The sequence below is a fragment of the Microbacterium sp. Beta genome, from assembly GCF_005502545.1.
Taxonomy (GTDB): Bacteria; Actinomycetota; Actinomycetes; order Actinomycetales; family Microbacteriaceae; genus Microbacterium; species Microbacterium oxydans.
Window position 1 is genome coordinate 17,230 of record NZ_SCOG01000008.1, and the last position, 22,831, is coordinate 40,060.

Here is a 22,831-nt window from a genome sequence, read left to right on the forward strand (position 1 = left end):
TTCATGACGATGACGCTCCCCGAGCAGCGGGCGGCGGTGGAGGATTCTCCGCCGCCCGCTGTGCGCCGCTCCCGCCGCCGCTCACCCCTCACCTGGTTCCGCGGCGGCGGGCTCGCGAACCTCCTGTTCGTGCTCCCGATGCTGTTCGTGTTCGTGTTCTTCTCGTGGTCGCCGATCGTGCAGTCGGTGGTCATGAGCCTGCAGAAGACCAACCTGATCGTCTCCGAGTGGGTCGGGTTCGACAACTACCTCGCGGTGATCGGTGACCCCGAACTCGGCCGCGCTGTGGTCAACACGCTGTGGTTCGCCGTGCTCGCTCTGCTCTTCGGGTTCCCGCTGCCCCTGCTGATGGCCGTACTCATGAGCGAGGTGCGCCGCGGCAAGGGCATCTATTCCGCGCTCGCCTATCTCCCGGTCGTCATCCCGCCGGTCGTCGCCGTGCTGCTGTGGAAGTTCTTCTACAGCGCCGATCCGTCCGGTGTGTTCAACACCGTGCTCGGGTTCGTGGGCATTCCGCCGCAGCCGTGGATCCAGGACGCGGTGCAGGCCATGCCCTCGCTCGTGCTGGAAGCCACCTGGGCCGGAGCCGGCGGATCGATCATCATCTACCTCGCGGCGCTCCTGGGTGTGCCACCGGAGCTCTACGACGCGGCCGAGGTCGACGGTGCCGGCGTCTGGAAGAAGGTCTGGCACGTCACGCTGCCGCAACTGCGCGGCATCCTCTTCATCATGCTGATCCTGCAGGTGATCGCGACCGCTCAGGTCTTCCTCGAGCCGTTCCTGTTCACCGGCGGTGGCCCCGCGGGAGCGACCAAGACCGTGCTGCTGTACATCTACGACAAGGCCTTCCGGAACAGCCTGGGCGGCGACTACGGCGAGGCCACGGCTGTCTCGGTGCTGCTGGCGATCATCCTCGCCCTCCTCTCCTGGCTGTACTTCAAGCTGACCGACCGTTGGAGCACGACGTGAGCCTCACCACCCGCCTCTCGACCCGCGCCGCAGAGAGGGCCGCGGAGAAGGCCGCTGACAGTGCGGGCGATCGCACCGTCATCTCCGACTCCGAACGTCGGCGCCCCGGCATCCGCATCGGGATGACGCTCACGCACGTGTTCCTCGCCGTCGGGCTGGTCGTCGCCGGACTCGGTCCCATCCTGTGGCTCGCGAAGTCGGCGATCACGCCGACGCAGGACACCCTGCAGCAGCCGTTCGCGCTGTGGCCGAACGGCATGGACTGGGAGAACCTCTCGACCGCGTGGAACGACATCCACATCGACCAGTACTTCCTCAACACGGTGGTCATCGCGCTCGGGGCCTGGTTCGTGCAGCTGTTCATCGCGACGACGGCGGGCTATGCGCTCTCGGTGCTGCGCCCGACCTACGCGCCCATCCTCAACGCGCTGGTGCTGGCGACGCTGTTCATCCCCGGGATCGTGCTGCTGGTGCCGCTGTACCTGACGATCGTGCGTCCACCGCTGCTGGGCGATGTGAGCCTGCTCAACAACTACCTCGCGGTGTGGCTGCCGATGGGCGCGAACGCCTTCAATATCCTGCTGGTGAAGCGGTTCTTCGACAGCCTTCCGCGCGAGGTGTTCGAGGCCGCGCGCACGGATGGCGCCGGGCCCTTCCGGCTGTTCTGGTCGATCGTGCTGCCGATGTCGAAGCCGATCCTCGGGGTGGTCTCGGTCTTCGCGATCATCGCCGCGTGGAAGGACTATCTCTGGCCCATGCTGGTGCTGCCCGATCCCGCGGTGCAGCCGCTGTCGGTGCGGCTCCCCGCCGTGCAGTCGCAGACCGAACTGGACGTGTTCCTGGCCGCGCTCGCGATCGCGACCCTGATCCCGATCGCGATGTTCCTCGTCTTCCAGTCGGTGTTCCTGCGCTCGGCAGGTCTCGGCGGTGCCGTGAAGGGGTGAGACGCGTCGAGACCCACGTTCCGCGTCGAGACCCATCGCCGGCGCCGCATCCTGCGATGGGTCTCGACGATGGTGATGGGTCTCGACGACTCAGGTGGGTGGAGTCGGAGGAAGCAGTGCGTCGATGAGTGCGCCCATGATGCCGGGCATGTCGACGGTCGGGTCGATCATCCACTGCAGCTGAAGTCCGTCGGACGCGGCCTGGATCACGCGGGCGAGGGCATCCGGATCCAGGGGGGAGCGGTGACCGTCGGCTCCGAAGCCGTCGGCGATCGACTCCCTCAGCCGCTCGCTGCGGTCAAGGAAGTACTGGTGGGCCGGATGCTCCGGGTCGGCGGCATCCACCGAGAGCCGCGAGAACAACGCCACGATGCCGGGAACCTCGGTGTTGTGGCGGATCACGTCGAGGAAGGCGGTGCGGGCATCGTCGGCCCCGAGTCCTGTCGGGTCGAGACCGTCATGCGCATCGCGGGTGCGGAGCACCTCGGTGAAGAGCTCCTCCTTCGATCCGAAGTAGTGCAGGAGGGCGGCGGGTGTGACACCGACGACCTCGGCGATCTCCTTGAGCGAGGCGTTCTGATACCCCTTGCGTCCGATCACGTCGAGGGCGCTCTCGAGGATCTCCTCGCGCCTCGCGACACCCTTCGCGTACGAACCTCGTCGTGCCATGACTCGACCCTAATCCTGAATGACGTTTGAAATCTAATACTGAAAGGCATAAGGTTTTCGCAAGGACATCGCCGTCGCCCGCGAAAGGAACACAATGACCGAGAACTCGGCTTCCGACCTGACCCTCGAGGAGAAGGCTTCGCTCACCAGCGGTGCGGACTTCTGGACGACGAAGGCGATCGACCGCGTGGGCATCCCGTCGGTGATGATGACCGACGGACCGCACGGTCTGCGCAAGCAGTCGGGCAGCACCGATCACCTCGGCCTCGCGAGCAGCGTCCCGGCCACGTGCTTCCCGCCCGCCGTCGGCATCGGCTCATCGTGGGATCCCGAGATCATCGAGCGGGTGGGCGCCGCGATCGGCATCGAGGCCGCGATCGAGGACGTCGCGGTCGTGCTCGGACCCGGCATCAACATCAAGCGCTCACCGCTGTGCGGCCGCAACTTCGAGTACTTCTCGGAAGACCCGATCGTGTCGGGCGTGCTCGGAGCCGCGTCCGTCCTCGGCATCCAGTCGAAGGGCGTCGGCACCTCGCTCAAGCACTTCGCTGCGAACAACCAGGAGTTCGACCGCATGCGCGCGAGCTCCGACGTGGATCCGCGTCCGCTGCGGGAGATCTACCTGCGCGGATTCGAGCGTGTCGTGAAGGACGCTGCGCCGTGGACGGTCATGTGCTCGTACAACAAGCTCAACGGTGTCTGGACCTCCGAGGACCCCTGGCTGCTCACCAGCGTGCTCCGCGACGACTGGGGCTTCGACGGCCTCGTCGTCTCGGACTGGGGAGCCGTGAACGACCGCGTCGCCGGCGTCGCCGCAGGACTCGACCTGGAGATGCCCTCCTCCGGTGGGAGGACGGATGCGCAGCTCGTCGCAGCCGTGCGCGCCGGCGAACTCGCCGAGAGCGTGCTCGACACCGCAGCCGGTCGCGCGATCGACCTCGTGCGCAAGGCCGCCCGGCGTCCTGCCGTGTCCGGCCCGCTCGACGTCGACGCGCACCACGCGCTGGCCAGGGAGGCCGCTGGTCGGTCCATCGTGCTGCTGAAGAACGACGGTGCGCTGCTGCCGCTCGCCGACGACCAGAAGGTCGCCGTGATCGGCGCGTTCGCCACCGAGCCGCGGTTCCAGGGAGCGGGCTCTTCGCTGATCAACCCCACGCGCATCGACGAGGCCCTCGACGGACTGCGCGCCGTCGGCGGCGACCACGTCACCTACGCTGCGGGCTTCGCGGTCGAAGGTGGTGCCATCGCCGCGTCCGGACGCTCTGCAGACGACCTGCGGGCGGAAGCCGTCGACATCGCGAAGGCGGCTGACGTGGCCGTGCTCTTCCTCGGGCTCCCGGCCGCGGAGGAGTCGGAGGGCTTCGACCGCGACCACATCGATCTGCCCGCCGAGCAGCTTGCGGTGCTCGACGCCGTGCTCGCGGTGAACCCTCGTGTCGTGGTGGTGCTGTCGAACGGCGGCGTGGTCGCGCTCCCCTTCGCCGACCGTGTACCCGCGATCGTCGAGAGCTGGCTGCTCGGTCAGGCGGGCGGCAGCGCTGTGGCTGACGTGCTCTACGGGGCGGTGAACCCCTCGGGCAAGCTCACCGAGACCGTGCCGGTGCGGCTCGAGGACAACCCCTCGTTCGGCAACTTCCCCGGAGAGTTCGGACATGTCCGCTACGGCGAGGGCCTGCTGGTGGGCTACCGCTGGTACGACGCGAAGGGTCTCGACGTGACCTTCCCCTTCGGCCACGGACTCTCGTACACGACGTTCGAGTACGCACCTGCGACGGCCGAGGTCGGAGCGGACGGCGACATCGTCGTGCGCGTCGACGTCACGAACTCCGGAGACCGCGACGGCCGCGAGGTGGTGCAGGTGTACGTGGCTCCGGCGACATCGATCGTGCAGCGCGCACCCCGCGAGCTCAAGGCCTTCTCCTCCGTCGCGCTCGCCGCAGGGGAGACCCGCACGGTCGAGCTGGTCGTGCGGCGCGAGGACCTCGCCTACTGGGATGTCCGCGCCGACCGCTGGGTGGTGGAGGGCGGCGAGTACATCGTCGACGTCGCCGCCTCCAGCCGCGACATCCGCTCCACCGCGACCGTCGACATCGCCGGAGACACGGTGCGCCAGGAGCTGACCATGAACTCCTCGGTCGGCGACCTGATGTCGCACCCCGTCGCGGGCCCGATCGTCCAGCAGGCTCTCGGTGGTCTTCTGGGCGGGTCCGGCGGCGATGCGGCAGCGGCGTCGATGATGCCGAACGACGAGGCGATGCAGAAGATGATGGCGTCGTTCCCGATCGGTCGCCTGGCCGGTTTTCCGGGCCTTCCCGTCGACTTCGAGCAGATCGAGCAGCTCATCGCCGCAGCGAACGCGGGGGACTCAGCCGCCCGCTGACCCGTCGGTGCCAACCGGAGTCTCATTCGGCCAGGCCGTCACGACCGCATGCGCACCGTCCGCGTGTGGGAGCCGTGCCCGAGTTCCTCGGCGGACGCGCCTGGCAGATCGAGCTCAGCGGTCGCGCCGACCGGGACCACGACGTCGACGTGCAGTCGGTCGCCGTCGACGCGCCACGAGATCGACGCGACTCCGTAGGGAGTGCGCTGCGTCGATGAGGCATGCGTGAGCCCACCGCCAGGGCGCGGGGCGAAGCGGATGCGGCGGTAGCCCGGTTCCGCGGCGGCGAGCCCTGCGACGCTGCGGTGCAGCCAATCGGCGACGGCGCCCAGCGCGTAGTGGTTGAACGATGTCATGGTGCCGGGGTTCACCGTGCCGTCGGGGAGCATCGCATCCCAGCGCTCCCAGACCGTGGTCGCTCCCTGCGCGACCTGATACAGCCACGACGGGCAGCCCTGCTCGAGCAGCAGGCCGTACGCGGCGTCCGCATGGCCGGTCATGGTCAGCGCGTCGCAGACCAGCGGTGTGCCGACGAAGCCCGTCGCGATGCGGTTGCCTGCCTCTCGCACCAGCTCGGCGAGACGCGCCCCTGCCGCTGCGCGCTGCGTGTCGTCGTCGAGCAACGCGAACACGATGGCGAGGGCGTACGCGGTCTGAGCGTCCGAGGTCATCGTGCCGTCGGCTCGCACGTAGGCCGCGCGGAAGGCGGCGGCGACCTCGGTGGCGAGAGTCGCATAGCGCGCAGCCTCTGCGGGGAGCCCGAGCACCCCGGCCATTTCCGCGAGCGCCCTGGTCGATCGGGCGAAGTAGGCCGTGGCCACGAGGTACCGATCCGTGCGGCCGGCTCCGGGATCCTGCGGGGGAGCGGCGGGATCGAGCCAGTCGCCGAGCTGGAACCCCTCGTCCCACAGTCGGTCGGGTCCGGCCAGCGAATCGACCTTGTCGACCCAGCGGCGTGCGCTCTCGAACTGCGTCGCCAGCACGCCGGTGTCGCCGAAGCGCTCGTACAGGGTCCAGGGCAGCAGCGTGGCGACGTCTCCCCAGGCGGCACCAGCCCTGGCCGGAGACCAGACCTTGTGCGACGGGATCACCGGCACGAACCAGGGCACCGTGCCGTCGGGCAGCTGATCGGCCTCGACGTCTCTGAGCCACCCGGACAGCATCCCCGAGACGTCGAAGAGTGTCGACGCGGTCGGGCCGAACACCTGCACGTCGCCCGTCCAGCCCACGCGTTCGTCGCGCTGCGGACAGTCGGTGGGGATGTCGACGAAGTTCCCCCGCATGCCCCAGACCACGTTGCGGTGCAGCTGCTCGACCAGCGGATCGGAGCACGTGAACCATCCGGTGCGCTCGAGGTCGGTGTGGAGCACACGGGCGACGAGTGCGCCGGCCGCGGCATCCGCGTCGAGGTCGCCCGGCCACCCCGAGACCTCTACGTAGCGGAAGCCGTGGAAGGTGAACCGAGGCTCCCATTCTTCGCCGCCCTGATGTCCGGCCAGCGTGTAGGCGTCGCTCGAACGGGCGCTGCGCAGCGGACGCGTGTAGATCTCGCCCTCCTGCAGAACCTCCGCGGTGCGCAGCGTCACGGTGGCACCGCGGGAACCCGCGACGCGGATGCGGACCCTGCCGACGAGGTTCTGCCCGAAATCGAGGATGCGTGCGCCGCTCGGTGAGGTGAGCACGGCGATCGGGGCGACCTCCTCCGTCACCCGCACGGGCGGGCCGGTCGGGGCGACCAGGGTTCGCGGGTCGCGTTCGCGCACGGCGACAGGGAACCAGCCGGTGTCGTCGAACGGCGCGGTCGTCCACCCGGTGTGCTCGTGCCGTGCGTCGTAGTCCTCGCCGTCGTAGATGCCGGAACGGAGGATGGGGGAGAGTGATGCCCTCCAGGATTCGTCGGTCGCGATCGTCTCGCGCCGTCCGTCCACGTAGTCGAGCTCCAGCTGGCCGAGGAAGGACAGGTCGCTGCCGAAGACGTTGCGATGACCGCCGCGCCAGCCCAGACGACCGCGGTACCAGCCGTCGCCGAGCCAGGCGCCGAGCGCGTTCTCGCCGTCGAGGAGCAGTGCGGTCACGTCGTAGGTGTAGTACCGCAGGCGTTCGCGGTAGGTCGTCCATCCGGGTGAGAGCGTGTCGGAGCCGACGCGGACCCCGTTGATCTCCGCCTCGTACAGGCCGTGCGCCGTGGCGTAGAGCCGGGCGCTGGCGATCTCGCCCTCGACGCGGAAGCCGCGTCGAACCAGGGTCGCGCGGCGGGCATCGCTCTCCGGATCCTCGTCGAGGTCGACCCCCACCGGTCGCGCCGACCAGTCGTCTGCCCGGAGAAGGCCGGCCTCGAGCCAGGTCTCCGGGCTGTCGGCGGACCAGCTGCCGTCGCCGCCCCGCACTGCCACGCGCACGCCGACGCGCTCGCGCGAGTCGAGGGCGTCGAAGGGCCAGGGCACCAGGACCTGTCTTTCGGACGTCACCTCGATGCGCTCCTCGTCCCGGTCCTGGCTGCTGCCGCGTACCACCGTGACGGCATAGGACTGCTGTCGCCAGTCAGCGGGGGCGTCTGCGATGGTCCAGCTCAGACGCGGGCGGCTCTCGCCGATGCCGAGCGGCTCCCGGTGGTGTTCGATGCGTGGCGCGGAGACGGTGGTCATGTGCTTCTTCCTGCCCCTGCGGCTCGTCGGGTGTCGATGCTCTGTCGCGGGGTTCACTCGGACGGCGCCGGGGTGCGCTTGGCGCTGGCGCCCCGCATGATCCGGGCGACAGCCGTGATGAGGAACAGCTGTCCCGTGATCCCCTCGGCGATCGCGACCGCCTGCCCGCCGGTTCCGACCGGGACGATGTTGCCGTAGCCCGTCGTCGTCAGGGCTGTGAACGCGAAGAACAGCTGGTTTCCGAGGGAGTCGGCGGTCGCGTCGCCGAACAGCGGAGTGGGAGACAGCTGCGACATCAGGTTGTACACGAACGCGAAGAACATCCCGACGAGGATGTACGCCGTGACCGCAGCCAGGAGCGCTTCGAAGTCGAGCCCGCGACGGGTGACCTGGTGGGCGATGATGACCCACGGCGCCACGAGGAGCGCGAGCATCGAGGCGGCGGAGAGCGGGATGGCCAAGAGCGGGCCGTCGAGCCCGAGGGCGCCGGCGATGACCGCGGCGAGACCGGCAGCGGAGAGCACCACCCACGACACACGTTGCGCCAGCCGCGTCGCTCCGGTGACGTAGAAGACCACGGCGACGGTCGCCAGCATCGGCAGGAAGGCCCACGGGCTCGGGTCGGTGCTCGGCTGCGTCGCGCACAGTCCATAGGAGACGACGAGGAGCACGAGCACGACCCCGTACCCTGCTGCGCGTCGGGTCCACAGGCCGCTGGAAGGCAAGGAGTCGGTCCCTTGCGCGGTCAGCTTCTCGGTCATGGCGTCCCTCCGGATCAGCGGCTGGCGATGTCCGTGATCTGCGGTCAGTATCCCAGGCGGGTGACGACGAGGAGGGACGACCGGCCGGGCGCGGTTCGTGTCCGCTCGCCGGACCCGTTATGATGGCTAGGTGCATCCGCGCTTTCCGGCCGGATGCCTGGAGACGTCGCATAGTCCGGCCGAGTGCACCACCCTGCTAAGGTGGAGTCCCCTCACGGGGACCAGGGGTTCAAATCCCCTCGTCTCCGCAGTGAAAATCCCCGCTCAGGCGGGGATCTCTCGGTTCCGGGACTGCTGGCTCGACCGGGCGTGATGGCCGCGTTTCGACCGCCAGGTGTCCCCCAGGTGTCCCCCGATCGGGTGGCGGGTTCCGCTGGCTTGCCCGATCCGCCGCTCGCCGCCCCCATAGGTCGCGAACGTCTCTCGTTCGACACAGCCGGTGCGGCTGTGCCGATTACAGATAGTGATGCACCGATGCGATAGCTCCGCGTGTGGTTGCCGGGCGGGGGAGTGTCAGCTGCCGAGCCCCGGAAAGCGATCGTTAGGGGAGCGTCGAGCGTGACGCTGTTCGAAGGGATGCTCCTCGGCAGCCGTGAGGCGTCGTAGGTGCGCGCGTCGCTGGTCGTCTCCCAGGACATGGGCGTATACCGCAAGCACGGTGCGCGGATCGTCGCCAAGGTACTCGGCGACCTCGTTCACCGGTGTCCCCAGCCGCAGCCACGTGGATGCGGCGTAGTGGCGCAAGGCGTGCCGGCGGAAGCCGAGAGGAAACTTTCGGACAACGCCCACGCTTAGCTGCTCGCCGCGGCGGTTGGTGAATAAGTAGGACTCGGGCGACTTTCCGTTGGCATGCTCGCGGAAGATGGCCACCGCTCGAGGGGAAAGCGGGATCAGACGCGCACCGCGCCAAGACTTCGGCGCCTTCTCCTCGTAGCGATCGGAGTGTGAGCGCTCGACGATCAACTGCGGAAGCGGAACGTCCGACAGGGCATTCGTGCGGAGAGCACGAAGTTCACCCCAGCGCAGCCCAGTGAGCGCGAGGAACTCGAAGACGTCAGCGATATCCGACCGGCGCCCGCGGAGTTCGGTGAGAGCCGATGCAACGACCCGTGACGTAGGGATGGAATGTGGACTGACGGGACGGAGCGCGGGTGCTGCAAGCTCGGGAATCCGCGCCATAGAGCGCACGGGATGCGGTTGATGCAGAATGCCTTCAGCAGCGGCGAAGGTAAAGAGGGCGCTCAGAGTGGTTTTTGCGCGCGCGACGGTCGCTGGCTTCTTTCCGGCGCGCAGTTGATCGAGCAGATGGGCGCGGATGTCGCGGGCATCGATCGAAGCGAGAGGGCGTTCGAGCAGGTGCGCTGGCAGCGCGTTCAGGTTGTTCACGTCGGTATCGACACTGTGCGGGTTCCCTCCCGCGCGAGCAATCTTGAATTGCGTGACAAGCTTCCCGAGGGTGAAGGTCCGAGGAGGAGGCAAGGGGCGGCCTGTCTCAACGAGATGCTTCTGTGTTCGTTCCCACGTTTCTGCGTCGCGTTTAATGTCGAACGCTTTGGATGCCACCAGCCGGCGACCGGACTTGACGCGGACGAAGTAGTAGGGCCTTCCTGCCTTCGTCCGACGAATTTCTATGCTCACTCCGCTACCCCGCCCAGCCGTTCGAGATCGCGGAGACGATAGATCCGCTTATGCGCGGTCAGATTCACTGGCTCGATGGGGGAGCGGCCATCCAGAGCCAGCGCACGCAACGTGGTGCGGTGGATGCCGAGGTGCGCTGCCGCCTCTTCCTCGGAAAGGAACAACCGGGGCGAGTTCGTGTGCTGGTCCGCGCTCATCGAGCTCTCCTATCTCGTGCGACTCCGTTCGTCGCGACAGCAAGGTGCACGCATAGCTCCCGTGCCCGGCGAGAAGCTCGCTCGCATACTGCGGTCTGCTCTCGATCGTGCGAGCTGATTCACGCGAAGTGGAAGTCTCAGCCAACAGGTCTCAGCGTTTGCCCGTTCGAGGAGGTGTCTGTGTGTCAGTGCGCTGATCCGCGGCATTCGCCTTCGGCGAGGTGGCCTGGCGGTAATTCGGAGCCATCGCCGGTAGTGACACCGAGGGTGCGCTTACGCCGGAACCGCCCAGCATTCGAAACTTGATCAAACCAGCTACGCGGTTCACTTCGCGGTGCTGACGAACACCTCAGGTGCCGGCAGTGGCCGACTTCCCGTCTTCAGCAGCTGAATCCGACGCAGACCGTCAAGCAGATTCGAAGCCTCGGCCCCGCCGTTGTGATCTCGAAAGAGCTCGTCGAACAGACCTTGGACGCGTAGAGCGAAATTATCGCTCCGCCCCTTAACGGGGCGGGACCGTGGGCGGCTTGGCCCACGGAACCTCGATCTGCAAGACGCGTGGCAGCTCTTGGCCTGGACGACGACAGCAGCCGGGGGCGCGAATCCTGGCAGCTTCTCAGCCGCCGGAGAGCTCTGAATTAATCGATGCGCGTGCTCGACCGACTGGCATCAGGAGCTTGACGAGCTTATCGTGCGCGTCTGCACGGACACTCTCGCGATGAGCTCCTGGAATCCAGGAAGCTGCTCGGCACACGTGACGAGCTAACAGCTCGCGACACCGGGCCCCGACGTCACCTCGCGCAGAATGACTCTCACCGTGTCATCACCGTTGTCTTTGGATACCATTTCCGGCTCATCCCAATCGGGGGTGTAGGAGTTGGGGTCTGAAGCCGCCGGTCTCGAGCAGGCTCCGGGCGATGTAGTTGGTCAGGTTGCGGAACCCGAGTGCGGAGCCGCGCAGGTGTTCGAGCCGTCCGTTGAGCGCCTCGGTCGGCCCGTTGCTGGTGCCGGGTCGTTCGAAGTAGGCGAGCACGTCAGCGGCTCGCTTCTTCAGGGTCCGGCCCAGGGTAGTGAGCTCGGTGAGCACCTTGGGGACGCCGGCGCTGAGGTCGGTGATCAGCTTCTCCATGAGCTCGCGCCCACGTTGCCGGTCCTCGTGGCGATAGGCGGCGATCATGCGCTGGTAGACACCCCAGGTCGCCTCGACCTCGACGTGAGCGTCATCAACGAACAGCGCGCGTAGCCTGTCGCTCTGCTTGTCGGTGAGCAGGTCCGCGCCGGTGTGCAGCGTGCGCCGCGACTTGTAGAGCGGGTCGTCCCTGAACCCACGGTGCCCGTGGATCGCGAGTTGGACCCGGCGCCGGCACCTGTCGAGGGCGTCACCGGCCAGGCGCACGACGTGGAAGGGATCCATCACCGTGACCGCGTCCGAGATCTCCTCTGCAGCGGCGGTCTTGAACCCGGTGAAGCCGTCCATCGCGACCACCTCGACCCCGTCACGGAAGGCGTCGTCGCGGTCGGCGAGCCAAGTCTTGAACGCCGCCTTCGACCGGCCCTCGACCATGTCCAGCAGCCTTGCTGGGCCGGCGCCATCGCGGACCGGGGTGAGGTCGATGATCACGGTGACGTACTTGTCGCCACGCCTGGTGTGGCGCCAGACGTGCTCATCGACGCCAATGACCTTCACGCCCTCAAACCGCGTGGGGTCGTTGATCAGCAGCCGCTTGCCTTCAGCCAGGACCGCGTTGTTGGCGGTGTCCCACGCGACCCCAAGTCCCTCGGCGACACGGGCGACGGTGAGGTGTGCGACCACGATCCCTTCCAGCGCCCACCGCAGCCCGGTGCGCGAGAGCTTCGCACGTGGCTCCGCCGCGGCGCTGGTGTCTTGACGCCACACGTGTCCGCAGTCGGCACAGCGGTAGCGGCGCACTACAACTTCCAGCACGGTCGGTCGCCAGCCCAGCGGCTCGTGGGCCAACCGTCGGATCACGGTGTCACGAGCAGCGCCTTCGCTGCCGCACCGTCGGCACCACTGATCTGGTTCCACCACGCGGCACGCGAGGACCGCACGATCCGGTTCAAGTCGTTGTCCGGTCACGCTCAGACCGAGGCCGTCGAGTCGAGCGAAGGCGGTCAGGTCAGGGCGGCCGAAGCCGGCCGGCGGGATAGCGTCGGACACGTCGAGGTCTTTCGGATGGATGGCGTAGGAACCTCCATCGTCGGGAGATCTCGACGTCTATCTGCGGACCGACGCGCCCGGCCGACCTACACCGTCATCTGAGAAGACCCCTGAAATGTCTTCGACGACGACGGGACCGGCGAGGAGGAGGGTGCGGTGAGCTAAAGGAATGGAGCTTGCTCGGCTTCGACGCCGCCGCAAGCTCCGGTGAAACGGTCGGTACTGGTCGGTCGTCGTCGGTCACCACCGGATGGCGGCGTCCCCCACGCTCGGCGTTTGCGCAGGTCAGCGGCTCGTTCGCCCAGTGGGCGCATCAAGCGATAGACGCAAAGCCGACGTGATTAGGTCGTCGGTTCGATTCCGACAGGCGGCTCCGGCGAACAGCCCTGACCTGCGGAAATGCAGGTCAGGGGCTGTTCGGTTCTGGTGGTCGCGCGATGCGCTGGCCTCACGGCTCTGCCCGACACCGACGTCGCTCTCCTCTGCGACGGACCCCTCGCCGGCTGAGCGCTCGCGGCCGGCATCCTGTCCGTGTGCCGATAGGCCTCGCACCGCTCGGCAACGCAGCATGGCGTTGCGTCGCGACCTGGCGACGGCTCGGCGGGGCGCGATCGTCTCGTGCGTTGGCGGACTACGGGAGCTTGGACGCGAGGACGTCGGCCGCCAGGATCTCGGGTGCTGCGCCGAGGAGGTGCTGGTTGGCCATCAGGGCTGCGACGATGGCGCCGTTGGCGTGGGCGTCGCGAGCGGCCTCGTCGGGGAATGCATCGAAGATCCAGAAGGTGTCGGCGTGGGTCCTGACCGCGAACCAGACAATCGTTCCTACTTCTTCGTTGGCGAGTGCGACAGCGCCGGCGAGCAGATCGGCGAGCGCGTCGTGCTGTCCATCGGCCGCGACGATCTTGGCGACGAAGGCATACGGAAGTGATGCGGGTGTGGACATGAGGGACTCTCCTTGAAATCGGGGTTCTTCGTGGGACGAGTTCAGCGTATGACGAGCGAGGACCGGTGGGGAGTGGCGTATACGGCAGTATTGCTATTGTTTACGTCATGCGTATCGGACTGATCGCGATCGACGGCTGCTTCGGTTCGGCTATCGCGTCGATCATCGACATCGTGCGGGTGGCCGACGGAGCCCGCGGCGATGTCGACCCGCGGATCGACCCGATCGAACTCGCCATCCTCGGACCGAAACGGCGAGTGACCACGACGGCATCGATAACCCTGTCGGTGGACCACCCGCTGTCGGAGTCCGGAGAGTTCGACGTGGTCGTCGTCCCTGCGCTTGGAACCCTTACGGCCGCCGCTACCAACGACGCCCTCCAGAGCCGAGATGCTCGTTCGGTCATCGCGTCGCTCGGGCGCCTCGACGAGGCGACCACCCGGATCGCCGCGGCGTGCACCGGCGTGTTCGCCGTCGCCGAGACCGGACGGATGCATCATCGGCGGGCGACGACCAGCTGGTTCCTGGGGCCGGAGTTCCTGAAGCGCTATCCGACCGTCGCCCTCGATCTCGACACCATGGTCGTGGCCGACGGGAACCTCGTCACCGCCGGCGCCGCGTTCGCCCACATCGACCTCGCGCTCTCACTCGTGCGATCGATCAGCCCCGACCTCGCCCAACATGTCGCCAAGCTCCTCATCATCGACGAGCGCCCGTCGCAGGCGGCCTTCGTCGCCTACGAACATCTCCGGCACGAGGACCCGATCGTCGTCGAGTTCGAACGCTTCGTGCGCGCCCGCCTGGACGAACCGTTCAACGTCGCGTTCGTCGCGCAGTCACTTGGCACCAGCCGGCGCACCCTGGAACGACGAGTCCGTGCGGCGCTCAACCTCACTCCGCTCGGCTTCGTCCAACGGCTTCGCATCGAACGAGCTCGGCACCTCTCAGCAACCACGGACCTCACCTCCGCCGAGATCGCGCTACGAGTCGGCTACGCGAACGCCGAGACTCTGCGCTCCCTCCTGCGTAGGGAGCGACGACGTTCCTGACCTATCGCCATGCCTGTAGCCGGTGTGCTAGTGCTCGACTGGAACCACCTCTCAGCACGTCGCGTCGACGCTCCTGCGTCGCCTCTGGACGACCCACTCGACACGCCCGCCGCACAGGCCATGCGACGTGTCCCGGCTTCCCGGACGGTCGGGGTTGGGTGGCTGTGATGTCGCTGCGTTCTCGTCGAGAGGATCAGCAGACCCGATCAGGGTCGATTGGGATGAGACGCGAAGGCGGTCAGGTCAGGGCGGCCGAAGCCGGCCGGCGGGGTAGCGTCGGACACGTCGAGGTCTTTCGGATGGATGGCGTAGGAACATCCATCGTCGGGAGATCTCGACGTCTATCTGCGGACCGATGCGCCCGGCCGACCTACACCCTCATCTGGGAAGAGCCGGTTTGATAACGCTCTCGACTCCATGAGCTGTGCAGCTCGGACTTCGAGGACTACCTGCTCATATGGCTTCTCTGCGCGCAAGACGAACGGCTCGGCACTGTCGTAGATGACTACGGAACCAGGGAGAGCCGTTGCTACTCGCCCGCCCTGCTCTACTGCGATCGACCCGCGAGTCTGGAACAGGAAGTAGAAATAGTGGTCCGTTTCGGTTCCGGTGGCGAGCTGTGTTCGGGAGCGTCGTGCCGTCTCCGCGCCAGCTATCTTGTACGAGATCGAGAAATCTTCAAAGGTCTGAAGGCGAATGCTGCCGTAGAAGTTGGGCGCAAGCGGGTCGGTTTGCACTTTTACATATGCGCGTTCACGTGCTTGGCGCCAGTAGTCGACCACCGCACCGGTCGGGGCGTCCTTTGTTGACCAGGATCGCACGGGGTGACGCGGTGCACGTTCCTGGTTGTCCACGCTGGTCCTCCTCTACTCGATCGTTGCGGTTCACCTCAGCAGAGCGCGGCGGCCGGACTGGTCCGGTCGCCGCGCTCGGTTTGCTTTACGCCGAGATCAGCCCGTGAGGGTCGATGATGTACTTGTTCGCTGAACCCTGGTCGAAGGTCTCGTAGGCGCCGACGGCGTCGTCGAGGCTGATCACCTTCGTGTTCATCATGTCGCTGAGGTACGGCATGCGGTCCCAGAGGATGGACATCATGAGGTCCCTGTTGTAGCTCATGATGGGTGCCTGTCCGGCGGAGACCCGTGGGGACTTGATCCAGACCTTGCCGAAGTCGAGCGGGAACGTTCCTTCCTGCCCTTCCTTGGTGTCGGCGAGTGGGTCGGGCCCGTAGATGCCGATGACGCCCGTTGCGCCGCCGGCGCGGGTTGCGGCAAGGACCTGGTTGATTGCGGCCTGCGGCTGCAGTTCGTGGGCTTCGTGTCCGATGCCGTGGGCTTCGGAGCCGACGTAGTCGACGGCGCAGTCGACCTCGGGGACGCCGAGGATGGCTTCGATTTGGTCGGCGAGGGGGATGTCCTGGCTGAGGTCGATGGTCTCGCAGCCGTTGCGCTTGACGAGGTCGAGTCGTTCCTTGTCGTAGTCGCCCACGATGATGGCGGCGGCGCCGATGAGGCGTGCTGCTGCTGCTGCTGCACGTCCGACGGGTCCGGCGCCGGCGATGTAGACCGTCGAGCCGACCTTCACGCCGGCTTCCATGAGGCCGTGGAACGCGGTGGGGAGGACGTCCGAGAGGAGCGCGAGGTCGCGGATCTTCTCCATCGCTGCGTCGTTGTCGGGGAACTTGAGCAGGTTGAAGTCGGCGTAGGGGACGAAGAGGTATTCGGCCTGGCCGCCCTGGAAGTCGCCGAGGTTGAAGCCGTACGCCCCGCAGTGCACCTGCGGGTTGACGGTCTGGCAGACGTCGGTGCGCCCGTTCTTACAGTTCCGGCAGCGGCCGCATGCGACGTTGAACGGCACGGAGACGAGGTCGCCGGGCTGGATGAACTGCACGTCGGATCCGACCTCGACGACCTGACCGGTCATCTCGTGCCCCATGACCATTCCCTGCGGGACAGGGAACGAACCACGGTAGATGTGCAGGTCGCTGCCGCAGATGTTCGTGGCGACGATGCGCACGATGACGCCGTGAGGTGCCTTCGTCCCGTTCGGCATCTGGAGCTTCGGGAAGTCCAGGCTTTCCAGGGTGAGCTTGGTGGGGCTGTCGAAAACGATTGCCCGGTTGGTTTCTGGCATGTCCTTCTCCTCGCTGATTGGCCCGCTTCTGCTCCTGACGTGGGCGCAGCGGGCTGCACCTCACACTGGCACAGTATCCTCAGCTCGGTCCGGCGTTTTGCGTCATGACTCGGGCGTTTTGCGCCAGGTTCGCGCCGGCCGCTCGAAGGCGGGTGGATCAGCTGCGCCGGTCAGTACGATCTGGTCATGACTTCGTCTGATTCTTCACCCGCCGCCGACGCGCAGGTTCGGGATCCTCGTCGGGGAGGTCGCAGCTGTCGATCAAGGAAAAGCGAGCGGCCAAGCGCGAAAAGCGCGAACCCGACGTCTTCCTCAAGCCACGCAAGGGAGCGAGCCGCTGATCGACTGACCGGCGGACCCCTTGGGTGCGAGGAGTTCCCCGGTCGCAACCGACCGCTCGCAACCGTTCAGGAGCAGGATGCAACCCCCGACAGTGTTCACCATCGGTCACTCCACACACCCGATCGAGGAGTTCATAACGCTGCTCGAAAACAACGGCGTGCAACAACTCATCGATGTCCGAACGGTTCCCGGCTCCCGACATAACCCGCAATTCGGCGCGCAGGCGCTCGAACAGAGCTTGACGGACGCAGGCCTGCAGTACGCGCGGATGGAAGAACTCGGCGGTCTCCGCCACACCCCCGTGAACGTCGAGAGCATCAACGGCGCCTGGCGCAACAAAAGCTTCCGCAGCTACGCCGACTACATGCAAACCGAGCCCTTCACGCGCGGAATAGAACGCCTGATCGATCGAGCAAAAGAGAAGACTGTGGCCATCATGTGCGCGGAAGCGGTCCCGTGGCGCTGCCACCGGTCTCTCATCGCGGACGCGCTGCTCGTTCGCCACATTTCTGTGAAGGACATCATGAGCGCCACCTCCACCAAACCCCACACACTCACGTCGTTCGCATCGGTGGAGGGCAAACGGGTCTGGTACCCGCCCACTAACCTGGAAGGGCAACCGTAGGCATAGCGAGCCTCTCGCCGATGTGACCGAGTTGTCATTCCGAGAATGGATGTCGTCCACCATGGGCACACTGCACTACGGCGGGTCGGAAGCGCCGATCCACATCGAGGAGCGTGCCCTCGCACACCTCAAAGTGATCGTCGCCACCAAGCTCCGCCGCAACGAGTCCTTCACCCTGTCCTGGCGCCATCCAGAAGGGGACCCTGAAGGGCGCAGCACCATCTGGCTACACCCGTCGATCCCACTGCAATTCACCTTCGATGAGCTCGAACCCCGCAACTCAACCTGCAATGGATCCACGCGCTGATGGAGTCAGCCAACAGCTCCGGAGGAATCACGTTCCTCGAGGAAGTCCTGGAAACACCCACAGGATGACCCCCACTCGAGTGGGAACGACACTACGCGGGCCCGCCTTGCGTATTGCGCGTCGAAAACTCTCGAGCCGAGGGGCAGCCCTCTCGAAACGATGAGTTCCCCAGAACCGAGGCTCCGAGAGGGCTCGTCACAGAAACGTGACATCGCCTCGTTGCGTGTGGCGTAGCGCCCCAGACGCTCCGCAAGTAGCCCCAGCTACTAACCAAACGTTACCATCCATGTCCACCAAAAGGTGGGCATGGCGGCTTAACTGCAGCGGCGCGGCGTTTGCTACAGGCAACTTACCGCAGTGACTCGCCCCGGTGTGTCCGGAGACAGGATTCCTTGGAAGGATCTGTCTTATGGGACGTCCCAGTAAGTATCCGCGCGAGCTTCGTGAGCGCGCTGTCCGTATGGTCGCCGAGGTGCGATCCGATTATCCGAGCGAGTATGCCGCGATGACTGCGGTCGCGCAGATGCTCGGGATCGGGTCGCCGGAAACGATCCGCACCTGGATCCGCCGGGAGCAGGTCGACGCGGGCGACCGGCCCGGTGTGACGACTGACGCGACAGTGGAGATCAAGCGCCTCAAGCGGGAGAACGCCGAGTTGCGGCGGGCGAACGAGATCTTGAAGGCGGCTTCGGCTTTCTTCGCGGCCGAACTCGACCGGCCACACAAGCGATAGTCGACTTCATCGACGAACACAAGGACCGCTGTCCAAGCAGCGGATGCAGGAATTGGCGCGATCATTCGCGATCGAATCAAGACGATTGGCCCGGCAGCGACTGCCCTCGCGAACCTTGCAGCTCTTCTCTGGCTTCTGCTGCTGTAGCGACCGCGCCGACCCCAAGATCCGTGCACCGAAGTCAGCTCGACGTAGGGAATCCCCTACATATCTGGGGTGACGAGTGAGGTCAGCAACCCGCTCACAAGTCCGGGCAGATATCGCCCTCCTGCCGTGAAGCGGGGTTAACGTGGGCGTATGCCGGTCTCATCCGCAGTCACACGCAGCGGGTCACTTGAGCCGACGGGAAGAGATGCGTTATGTCGAAGGAACTGAGCAAGAAACGCTCACGGTCAGCAGCTGGCCGCCTGAGCCGTGAACTCATCGTCGAGACGGCGTTGGAACAGATTGACCGTTCGGGCGCCCAGGGGTTGTCGATGCGCTCCCTCGCCCAAGAGTTGGGTGTCGAGGCAATGTCCCTATACCGATACGTGCATGGGCGAGAGGATCTCCTGGAGGGTGTGATCGCTCTGCTCCTCGGCAGGCTGACCTCAAACCTGGATGACGAGCTAGCCGAGCATTGGCAAGGGTTCCTGCAGGACGTTGCCCACAAGGTGCGGCAGATCGCGATCGATCATCCTCACGCGTTCCCTCTGGTCGCTACACGGCATCCTGCCGCCCCGTGGCTGCGTCCCCCGTTGCGCAGCGTCGAAGTCGTGGACATGTTCCTCCGCACCCTTCTGGGTCATGGCTTCACCGACGCTCAAGCGGTCGACGCGTACCGCGCGTTCAGCAGCTTTCTGCTCGGCCAGCTCCTCCTGGAGTCCGCGGTGCGCGGGGCCCAAACCGGTCCTGTGGAAGAGCCTCTGGATGAAGGGGACGCGGACATCCCCGAGCGCGACGGCCAGGTCGGTTTGCACGATGCACCGGAGGTGCGGAGGTTGCGGTCCTTGCTCAGCGAGGACCGCTCCGATGAGGAATTCGAGGTGTCGCTCGAGGTTCTTCTCGACCGCCTCAACCGAGACATGACCCAATAGCCCTGCGGCTCCACGAGTGCGGTCGCATCTTCCGCCTCCGCGCCGCGGGTCCGGTGATGGGTTACTGTTTTCCGGGCTCACCCTGATCCGTGTCGTGGGCGTCCGCGTCGTTCGCGTCCGCTTGTTCGCGGAGCTGGCGGCCCTGCTCAATGTCCTTCTGTTCCTTCTCGGCGGCCTTATCGCTCTTGCGGGTGTCGCGGGGAGGGAGCTGGATGTCCTCCTCCGCAGCGATTCCGGCCTGCAGCTGGCGTCCGCGCTCGAGCTCGGCGTCGAATTCCGCACCAAAGAGCAGGGCAAGATTCGCGATCCACAGCCAGAGCAGGAAGATGATGATGCCGGCGAGAGAGCCGTAGGTGCGGTCGTAGTTGGAAAAGTTCCCGACGTAGAACCCGAATGCGAGAGTGGCCAGAGCGAGGACAATGATCGCGAGGAGGGCGCCGATGCTGATCCACCGGAACTTGGGCTGCTTCGCGTTCGGGGTGGCGTAGTAGAGGATCGCGACGACCAACACCACGATGAAGGCGAGCAGAGGCCACTTGGCGATGGACCAGATCGTTTGGGGAACGTCGCCGATGCCGAGGGCATCGCCGATCGCTTTGGTGACGTCGCCGGAGACGACGAGGATGATCGCGGCGAGAACGAGCAGCACGATGATGATGATGGTGACCAGCAGCTGGGCGGGCTTCAGCTTCCAAAACGGCCGGCCCTCCTCGATCTCATAGATCCGGTTCATCGCACGGCTGAACGCGCCCACGTAGCCGGATGCCGACCAGATGGCCAGCAGGATACCGGTGATGAGAGCGAAACCGGCACCCGGAGACTCGGCGATCTGCTCGATCGGCCCACGGATCGTGTCGACCGTGTCACCGGGAGCGACCTGCTCGATGATGCCCAGCACTGCGTCGCTGGCGGCTTTTCCCTGCCCGACAACACCCAGTAGAGAGAAGATCGCAATCAGGCCCGGGAAGAGCGACAGCACCGCGTAGTACGTCAGCGACGCGGCGATGTCGGTGCATTGATCGGAAGAGAACTCGCGGATCGTTTTCCGCAACACGTACTTCCAGGACCTCTTGTGCAGATCGTCCGGGGAGTCGGGCTTGCTGGTGGATTCGGGGTCCGGGGCGTTGCGTTCGGTGGAGGGGGCTTTGCTGCTCATCGCGAGTCCTTCATCGTGGGGGGCGGGCCCGTCTGATGACGGGCCCGCCCGATCCGTGTAGGTCAGTTGTCGGAGATGTTCTCGCGAGCGTGCTGAGCCTGGTCTTTCACTTCACCGGCGGCGTTCTGAGCTTCATCCTTGACCGTGGAGACGGAGTCCTGCGCCGATTCCTTCACAGATTCGACGGAGGCCTGCACGGGCTCTTTCAGATGCTCGCCGACTTCCTTCGCGACGTCTGTGACCTCGTCCACCAGCGGCTGCGCCTGCTCCTTCACCGTGGCAGCGAGATCCTTCTCTTTCGACGATGCAGGGATCAGCGAGGCGACGACCAGACCGGCACCGAAAGCGATCAATCCGACCGCGAGCGGATTGCCTTCCGCTTTGGCCACGGCGCGGTCCTTCACGTCGCCGACGTGAGATCCAGCGCCCGACAGTGAGGAGCCGGCGTCGTCTGCGGCGCCCATCACACGCTCCCGCACGGAGCCGAAAACTCCGCGGACCTTGTCGATCTGCCGGTCCACGATCTTCGACGGCGAGACCTTGTCGGCCAGCGCGTCCACATCCATGCCGAGGTCTTGGCGGGTCCGCTCGATGTCGGCGCGGATCTCATCGGGTGAATCGCTCATCGGTTCTCCTCATTTCTCTTCAGCGTTTCGGGGATCTCTTTGAGGGTGTCCACGGTTTGCGGGGCGCCCTTGACTTGCTTGAACTGAGTCCGTCCCACCAGGAACAGGATCGCGGCGATAATCGCCCAGAGAACGGCGACGACGACGCCAGACCAGCCTCCGCCAATCAGGGTTCCCAGTGCCCACCACAGTGCGACAGACAAGAAGAACACCGCCATCAGCCCTCCGTAGCCGGCGGCACCCATGAGGCCTGCGCCCTTGGCGGACTTGGTTGCCGAGTCCTTCAACTCCGCTTTGGCGAGCGTGACCTCTTGGCGCATGAGCGTCGAAATGTCACGGGAGACCTCGCCCAGCAGATCTCCGATAGACGTCGACGCGGCCTTCGCCTCAGACGGCGTTGGGTCGGTCATAGCCGCCCTCCCCGAGAAGATCCGGACGGCTAGAAGCCGTCTGTGTGTAGACGGGGGTGCCGCCCGCGCCGAGGTCGTTCACGACAGGGACAGGTACCGAGGGGTCCGGGTGCACCTGCTGCGGCGGCGACACTGGTGCCGATGAGGCGTTTTTCTCGTCCGACGCGTTCGCGGCGAGAGCGCGAGTGAGGCGGCCGACGACGATTCCGCCGATCGCTGCGGCGAGGATGAACGTGCCCGGCTTGCGGCGGGCATAACGCTTGACTTCCGTGAGCACGGAACCGGGATCGCGGTCACCGAGCCACGTCGCGGCTGCGGACAGGCGACCCGAGACTTGCTGGACCAGATCGCTGGCGACGCCGCTGCCGTCGGAGTTAGTGGCCATGGAACCGAGTTCGTCGCTGACCGAGCGAAGACCTCCCGCGAGGCGCTGCTGCTGCGTGTTGGCCTGCTCCGACAGCTCCCGCTGGGTCTGCGCGTACAGATCCTTCGCCTGAGTCTTCGCCTCCCCGACGACAGAAGCCGCTTCATCCTTGGCCGTACCCAGAACATCCTTCGCCTGCGACGTGGCCGTGTCTTTCAGGTCAGAGGCTTCCTGCTTGGCAGCGTCCACCTTGCCTGAGGAATCCGGGGATCGTACGTCCGAGCCGCTCGGGCTGGTCGTCTCATAGTTGTCCGACATTAGTGCTCCTCTCGCGGACCGATCAAACCGATCGGTGAATCCTGTTGTAGACCCCCGCACCCGACTTCATCAGGACCCTTGCACCGAGCAGCCTTACGGTGTACACGGCCCGCCGGATCTCGAACAACGCCAGAGCCGGAGCCTTACTATGTAAGGTCGCATACAGTACGCCTCTATCTCCGGGAGGACAACCACCTCCCTGCTCACACGTCGTCGGCCTACTTTCTCCGTATGACCAGCAACGACTCGAACGAGTATCGGGAGCCCGGCGCGCCGGTGTACGACGAGGACTCCCCCCCATGCAGCTGTCCCTGTTGACGCCGATCACACTCTCCGCACCGACGTCCACGAACGCGAGAAGGCCGAA

The 22,831-nt window shown here is 66.1% G+C and carries 19 protein-coding genes, 1 tRNA gene and 2 pseudogenes; 9 read left to right on the forward strand and 13 right to left on the reverse strand.

Annotation, left to right across the window (positions count from 1 at the left end; all coding sequences use genetic code 11):
- The first annotated feature begins 3 nt into the window (after positions 1-3).
- Both FFS56_RS09870 and FFS56_RS09875 read left to right on the forward strand, forming a co-directional pair.
- Positions 4-969, forward strand: a complete 966-nt coding sequence (locus FFS56_RS09870; protein WP_171010978.1) for a sugar ABC transporter permease — start codon at positions 4-6, stop codon at positions 967-969.
- Positions 966-1,913: a carbohydrate ABC transporter permease gene (locus tag FFS56_RS09875; RefSeq protein ID WP_127011769.1), complete on the forward strand. Its 948-nt coding sequence runs from the start codon at positions 966-968 to the stop codon at positions 1,911-1,913. Before FFS56_RS09870 ends, FFS56_RS09875 begins: the two co-directional genes overlap by 4 nt.
- Before the next feature lie 90 nt (positions 1,914-2,003).
- Here FFS56_RS09875 and FFS56_RS09880 read toward each other — a convergent pair whose 3' ends face one another.
- On the reverse strand, positions 2,004-2,582 hold the full coding sequence (locus tag FFS56_RS09880; protein ID WP_127011770.1) for a TetR/AcrR family transcriptional regulator: 579 nt from the start codon (positions 2,580-2,582) through the stop codon (positions 2,004-2,006).
- A gap of 94 nt (positions 2,583-2,676) precedes the next feature.
- Between FFS56_RS09880 and FFS56_RS09885 the strand changes: the two genes are divergently transcribed.
- Positions 2,677-4,962 (forward strand): glycoside hydrolase family 3 C-terminal domain-containing protein, encoded by a 2,286-nt coding sequence (locus FFS56_RS09885; RefSeq protein ID WP_127011771.1) that lies wholly within the window; start codon positions 2,677-2,679, stop codon positions 4,960-4,962.
- A gap of 38 nt (positions 4,963-5,000) precedes the next feature.
- Here FFS56_RS09885 and FFS56_RS09890 read toward each other — a convergent pair whose 3' ends face one another.
- Together FFS56_RS09890 and FFS56_RS09895 are read right to left on the reverse strand one after the other, a co-directional pair.
- Positions 5,001-7,607, reverse strand: a complete 2,607-nt coding sequence (locus tag FFS56_RS09890; RefSeq protein ID WP_127011772.1) for an alpha-L-rhamnosidase — start codon at positions 7,605-7,607, stop codon at positions 5,001-5,003.
- A 53-nt stretch (positions 7,608-7,660) separates the two neighbouring features.
- Positions 7,661-8,368, reverse strand: a complete 708-nt coding sequence (locus FFS56_RS09895; protein ID WP_127011773.1) for a potassium channel family protein — start codon at positions 8,366-8,368, stop codon at positions 7,661-7,663.
- Positions 8,369-8,527: 159 nt separating this feature from the next.
- Here FFS56_RS09895 and FFS56_RS09900 point away from each other — a divergent pair.
- Positions 8,528-8,616, forward strand: a tRNA-Ser gene (locus FFS56_RS09900).
- A gap of 265 nt (positions 8,617-8,881) precedes the next feature.
- Here the strand turns inward: FFS56_RS09900 and FFS56_RS09905 are convergent.
- The 4 genes from FFS56_RS09905 to FFS56_RS09920 form a co-directional block, all read right to left on the reverse strand.
- The gene (locus FFS56_RS09905) at positions 8,882-9,754 is read right to left on the reverse strand and encodes a tyrosine-type recombinase/integrase (protein ID WP_127011774.1); all 873 of its coding nucleotides are present in this window, start codon (positions 9,752-9,754) and stop codon (positions 8,882-8,884) included.
- A gap of 248 nt (positions 9,755-10,002) precedes the next feature.
- Positions 10,003-10,203 (reverse strand): helix-turn-helix domain-containing protein, encoded by a 201-nt coding sequence (locus tag FFS56_RS09910; RefSeq protein ID WP_127011775.1) that lies wholly within the window; start codon positions 10,201-10,203, stop codon positions 10,003-10,005.
- An 853-nt stretch (positions 10,204-11,056) separates the two neighbouring features.
- Positions 11,057-12,382, reverse strand: a complete 1,326-nt coding sequence (locus FFS56_RS09915; protein ID WP_127011776.1) for an ISL3-like element ISPfr2 family transposase — start codon at positions 12,380-12,382, stop codon at positions 11,057-11,059.
- 631 nt (positions 12,383-13,013) lie between these two features.
- On the reverse strand, positions 13,014-13,325 hold the full coding sequence (locus FFS56_RS09920) for an antibiotic biosynthesis monooxygenase (protein WP_003941073.1): 312 nt from the start codon (positions 13,323-13,325) through the stop codon (positions 13,014-13,016).
- 107 nt (positions 13,326-13,432) lie between these two features.
- Here FFS56_RS09920 and FFS56_RS09925 point away from each other — a divergent pair, with 107 nt between their 5' ends.
- Positions 13,433-14,374 carry a helix-turn-helix domain-containing protein gene (locus FFS56_RS09925; protein ID WP_127011777.1) on the forward strand — a complete coding sequence of 314 codons (942 nt, stop codon included), beginning with the start codon at positions 13,433-13,435 and terminating at the stop codon, positions 14,372-14,374.
- A 341-nt stretch (positions 14,375-14,715) separates the two neighbouring features.
- Here the strand turns inward: FFS56_RS09925 and FFS56_RS09930 are convergent, their stop codons facing one another.
- Together FFS56_RS09930 and FFS56_RS09935 are read right to left on the reverse strand one after the other, a co-directional pair.
- The gene (locus FFS56_RS09930) at positions 14,716-15,228 is read right to left on the reverse strand and encodes a hypothetical protein (protein WP_127011779.1); all 513 of its coding nucleotides are present in this window, start codon (positions 15,226-15,228) and stop codon (positions 14,716-14,718) included.
- Between the two features lie 85 nt (positions 15,229-15,313).
- Positions 15,314-16,507, reverse strand: a complete 1,194-nt coding sequence (locus tag FFS56_RS09935) for an alcohol dehydrogenase catalytic domain-containing protein (protein ID WP_127011780.1) — start codon at positions 16,505-16,507, stop codon at positions 15,314-15,316.
- 433 nt (positions 16,508-16,940) lie between these two features.
- Here FFS56_RS09935 and FFS56_RS09940 point away from each other — a divergent pair, with 433 nt between their 5' ends.
- The 4 genes and pseudogenes from FFS56_RS09940 (at position 16,941) to FFS56_RS09955 (ending at position 19,590) form a co-directional block, all read left to right on the forward strand.
- Entirely contained in the window at positions 16,941-17,474 is a 534-nt protein-coding gene (locus tag FFS56_RS09940; protein ID WP_233437380.1) for a DUF488 domain-containing protein, read from the forward strand.
- Positions 17,475-17,535: 61 nt separating this feature from the next.
- A pseudogene (locus FFS56_RS09945) lies at positions 17,536-17,849 on the forward strand (hypothetical protein).
- Between the two features lie 341 nt (positions 17,850-18,190).
- Positions 18,191-18,540, forward strand: a pseudogene (locus FFS56_RS09950) (transposase); the annotation flags it as partial.
- A gap of 333 nt (positions 18,541-18,873) precedes the next feature.
- The gene (locus tag FFS56_RS09955; protein ID WP_171010977.1) at positions 18,874-19,590 is read left to right on the forward strand and encodes a TetR/AcrR family transcriptional regulator C-terminal domain-containing protein; all 717 of its coding nucleotides are present in this window, start codon (positions 18,874-18,876) and stop codon (positions 19,588-19,590) included.
- Between the two features lie 61 nt (positions 19,591-19,651).
- Here the strand turns inward: FFS56_RS09955 and FFS56_RS09960 are convergent, their stop codons facing one another.
- The 4 genes from FFS56_RS09960 to FFS56_RS09975 form a co-directional block, all read right to left on the reverse strand.
- On the reverse strand, positions 19,652-20,746 hold the full coding sequence (locus FFS56_RS09960) for a YihY/virulence factor BrkB family protein (protein WP_127011782.1): 1,095 nt from the start codon (positions 20,744-20,746) through the stop codon (positions 19,652-19,654).
- A 62-nt stretch (positions 20,747-20,808) separates the two neighbouring features.
- Complete coding sequence (locus FFS56_RS09965) at positions 20,809-21,372, reverse strand: DUF3618 domain-containing protein (protein WP_137771927.1); 564 nt, start codon at positions 21,370-21,372, stop codon at positions 20,809-20,811.
- A complete protein-coding gene (locus tag FFS56_RS09970; RefSeq protein WP_127011783.1) occupies positions 21,369-21,782 on the reverse strand; it encodes a phage holin family protein in 414 nt (137 codons plus the stop codon). Before FFS56_RS09970 ends, FFS56_RS09965 begins: the two co-directional genes overlap by 4 nt.
- Positions 21,760-22,464 carry a hypothetical protein gene (locus tag FFS56_RS09975; protein WP_127011784.1) on the reverse strand — a complete coding sequence of 235 codons (705 nt, stop codon included), beginning with the start codon at positions 22,462-22,464 and terminating at the stop codon, positions 21,760-21,762. Before FFS56_RS09975 ends, FFS56_RS09970 begins: the two co-directional genes overlap by 23 nt.
- Between the last annotated feature and the right edge of the window lie 367 nt (positions 22,465-22,831).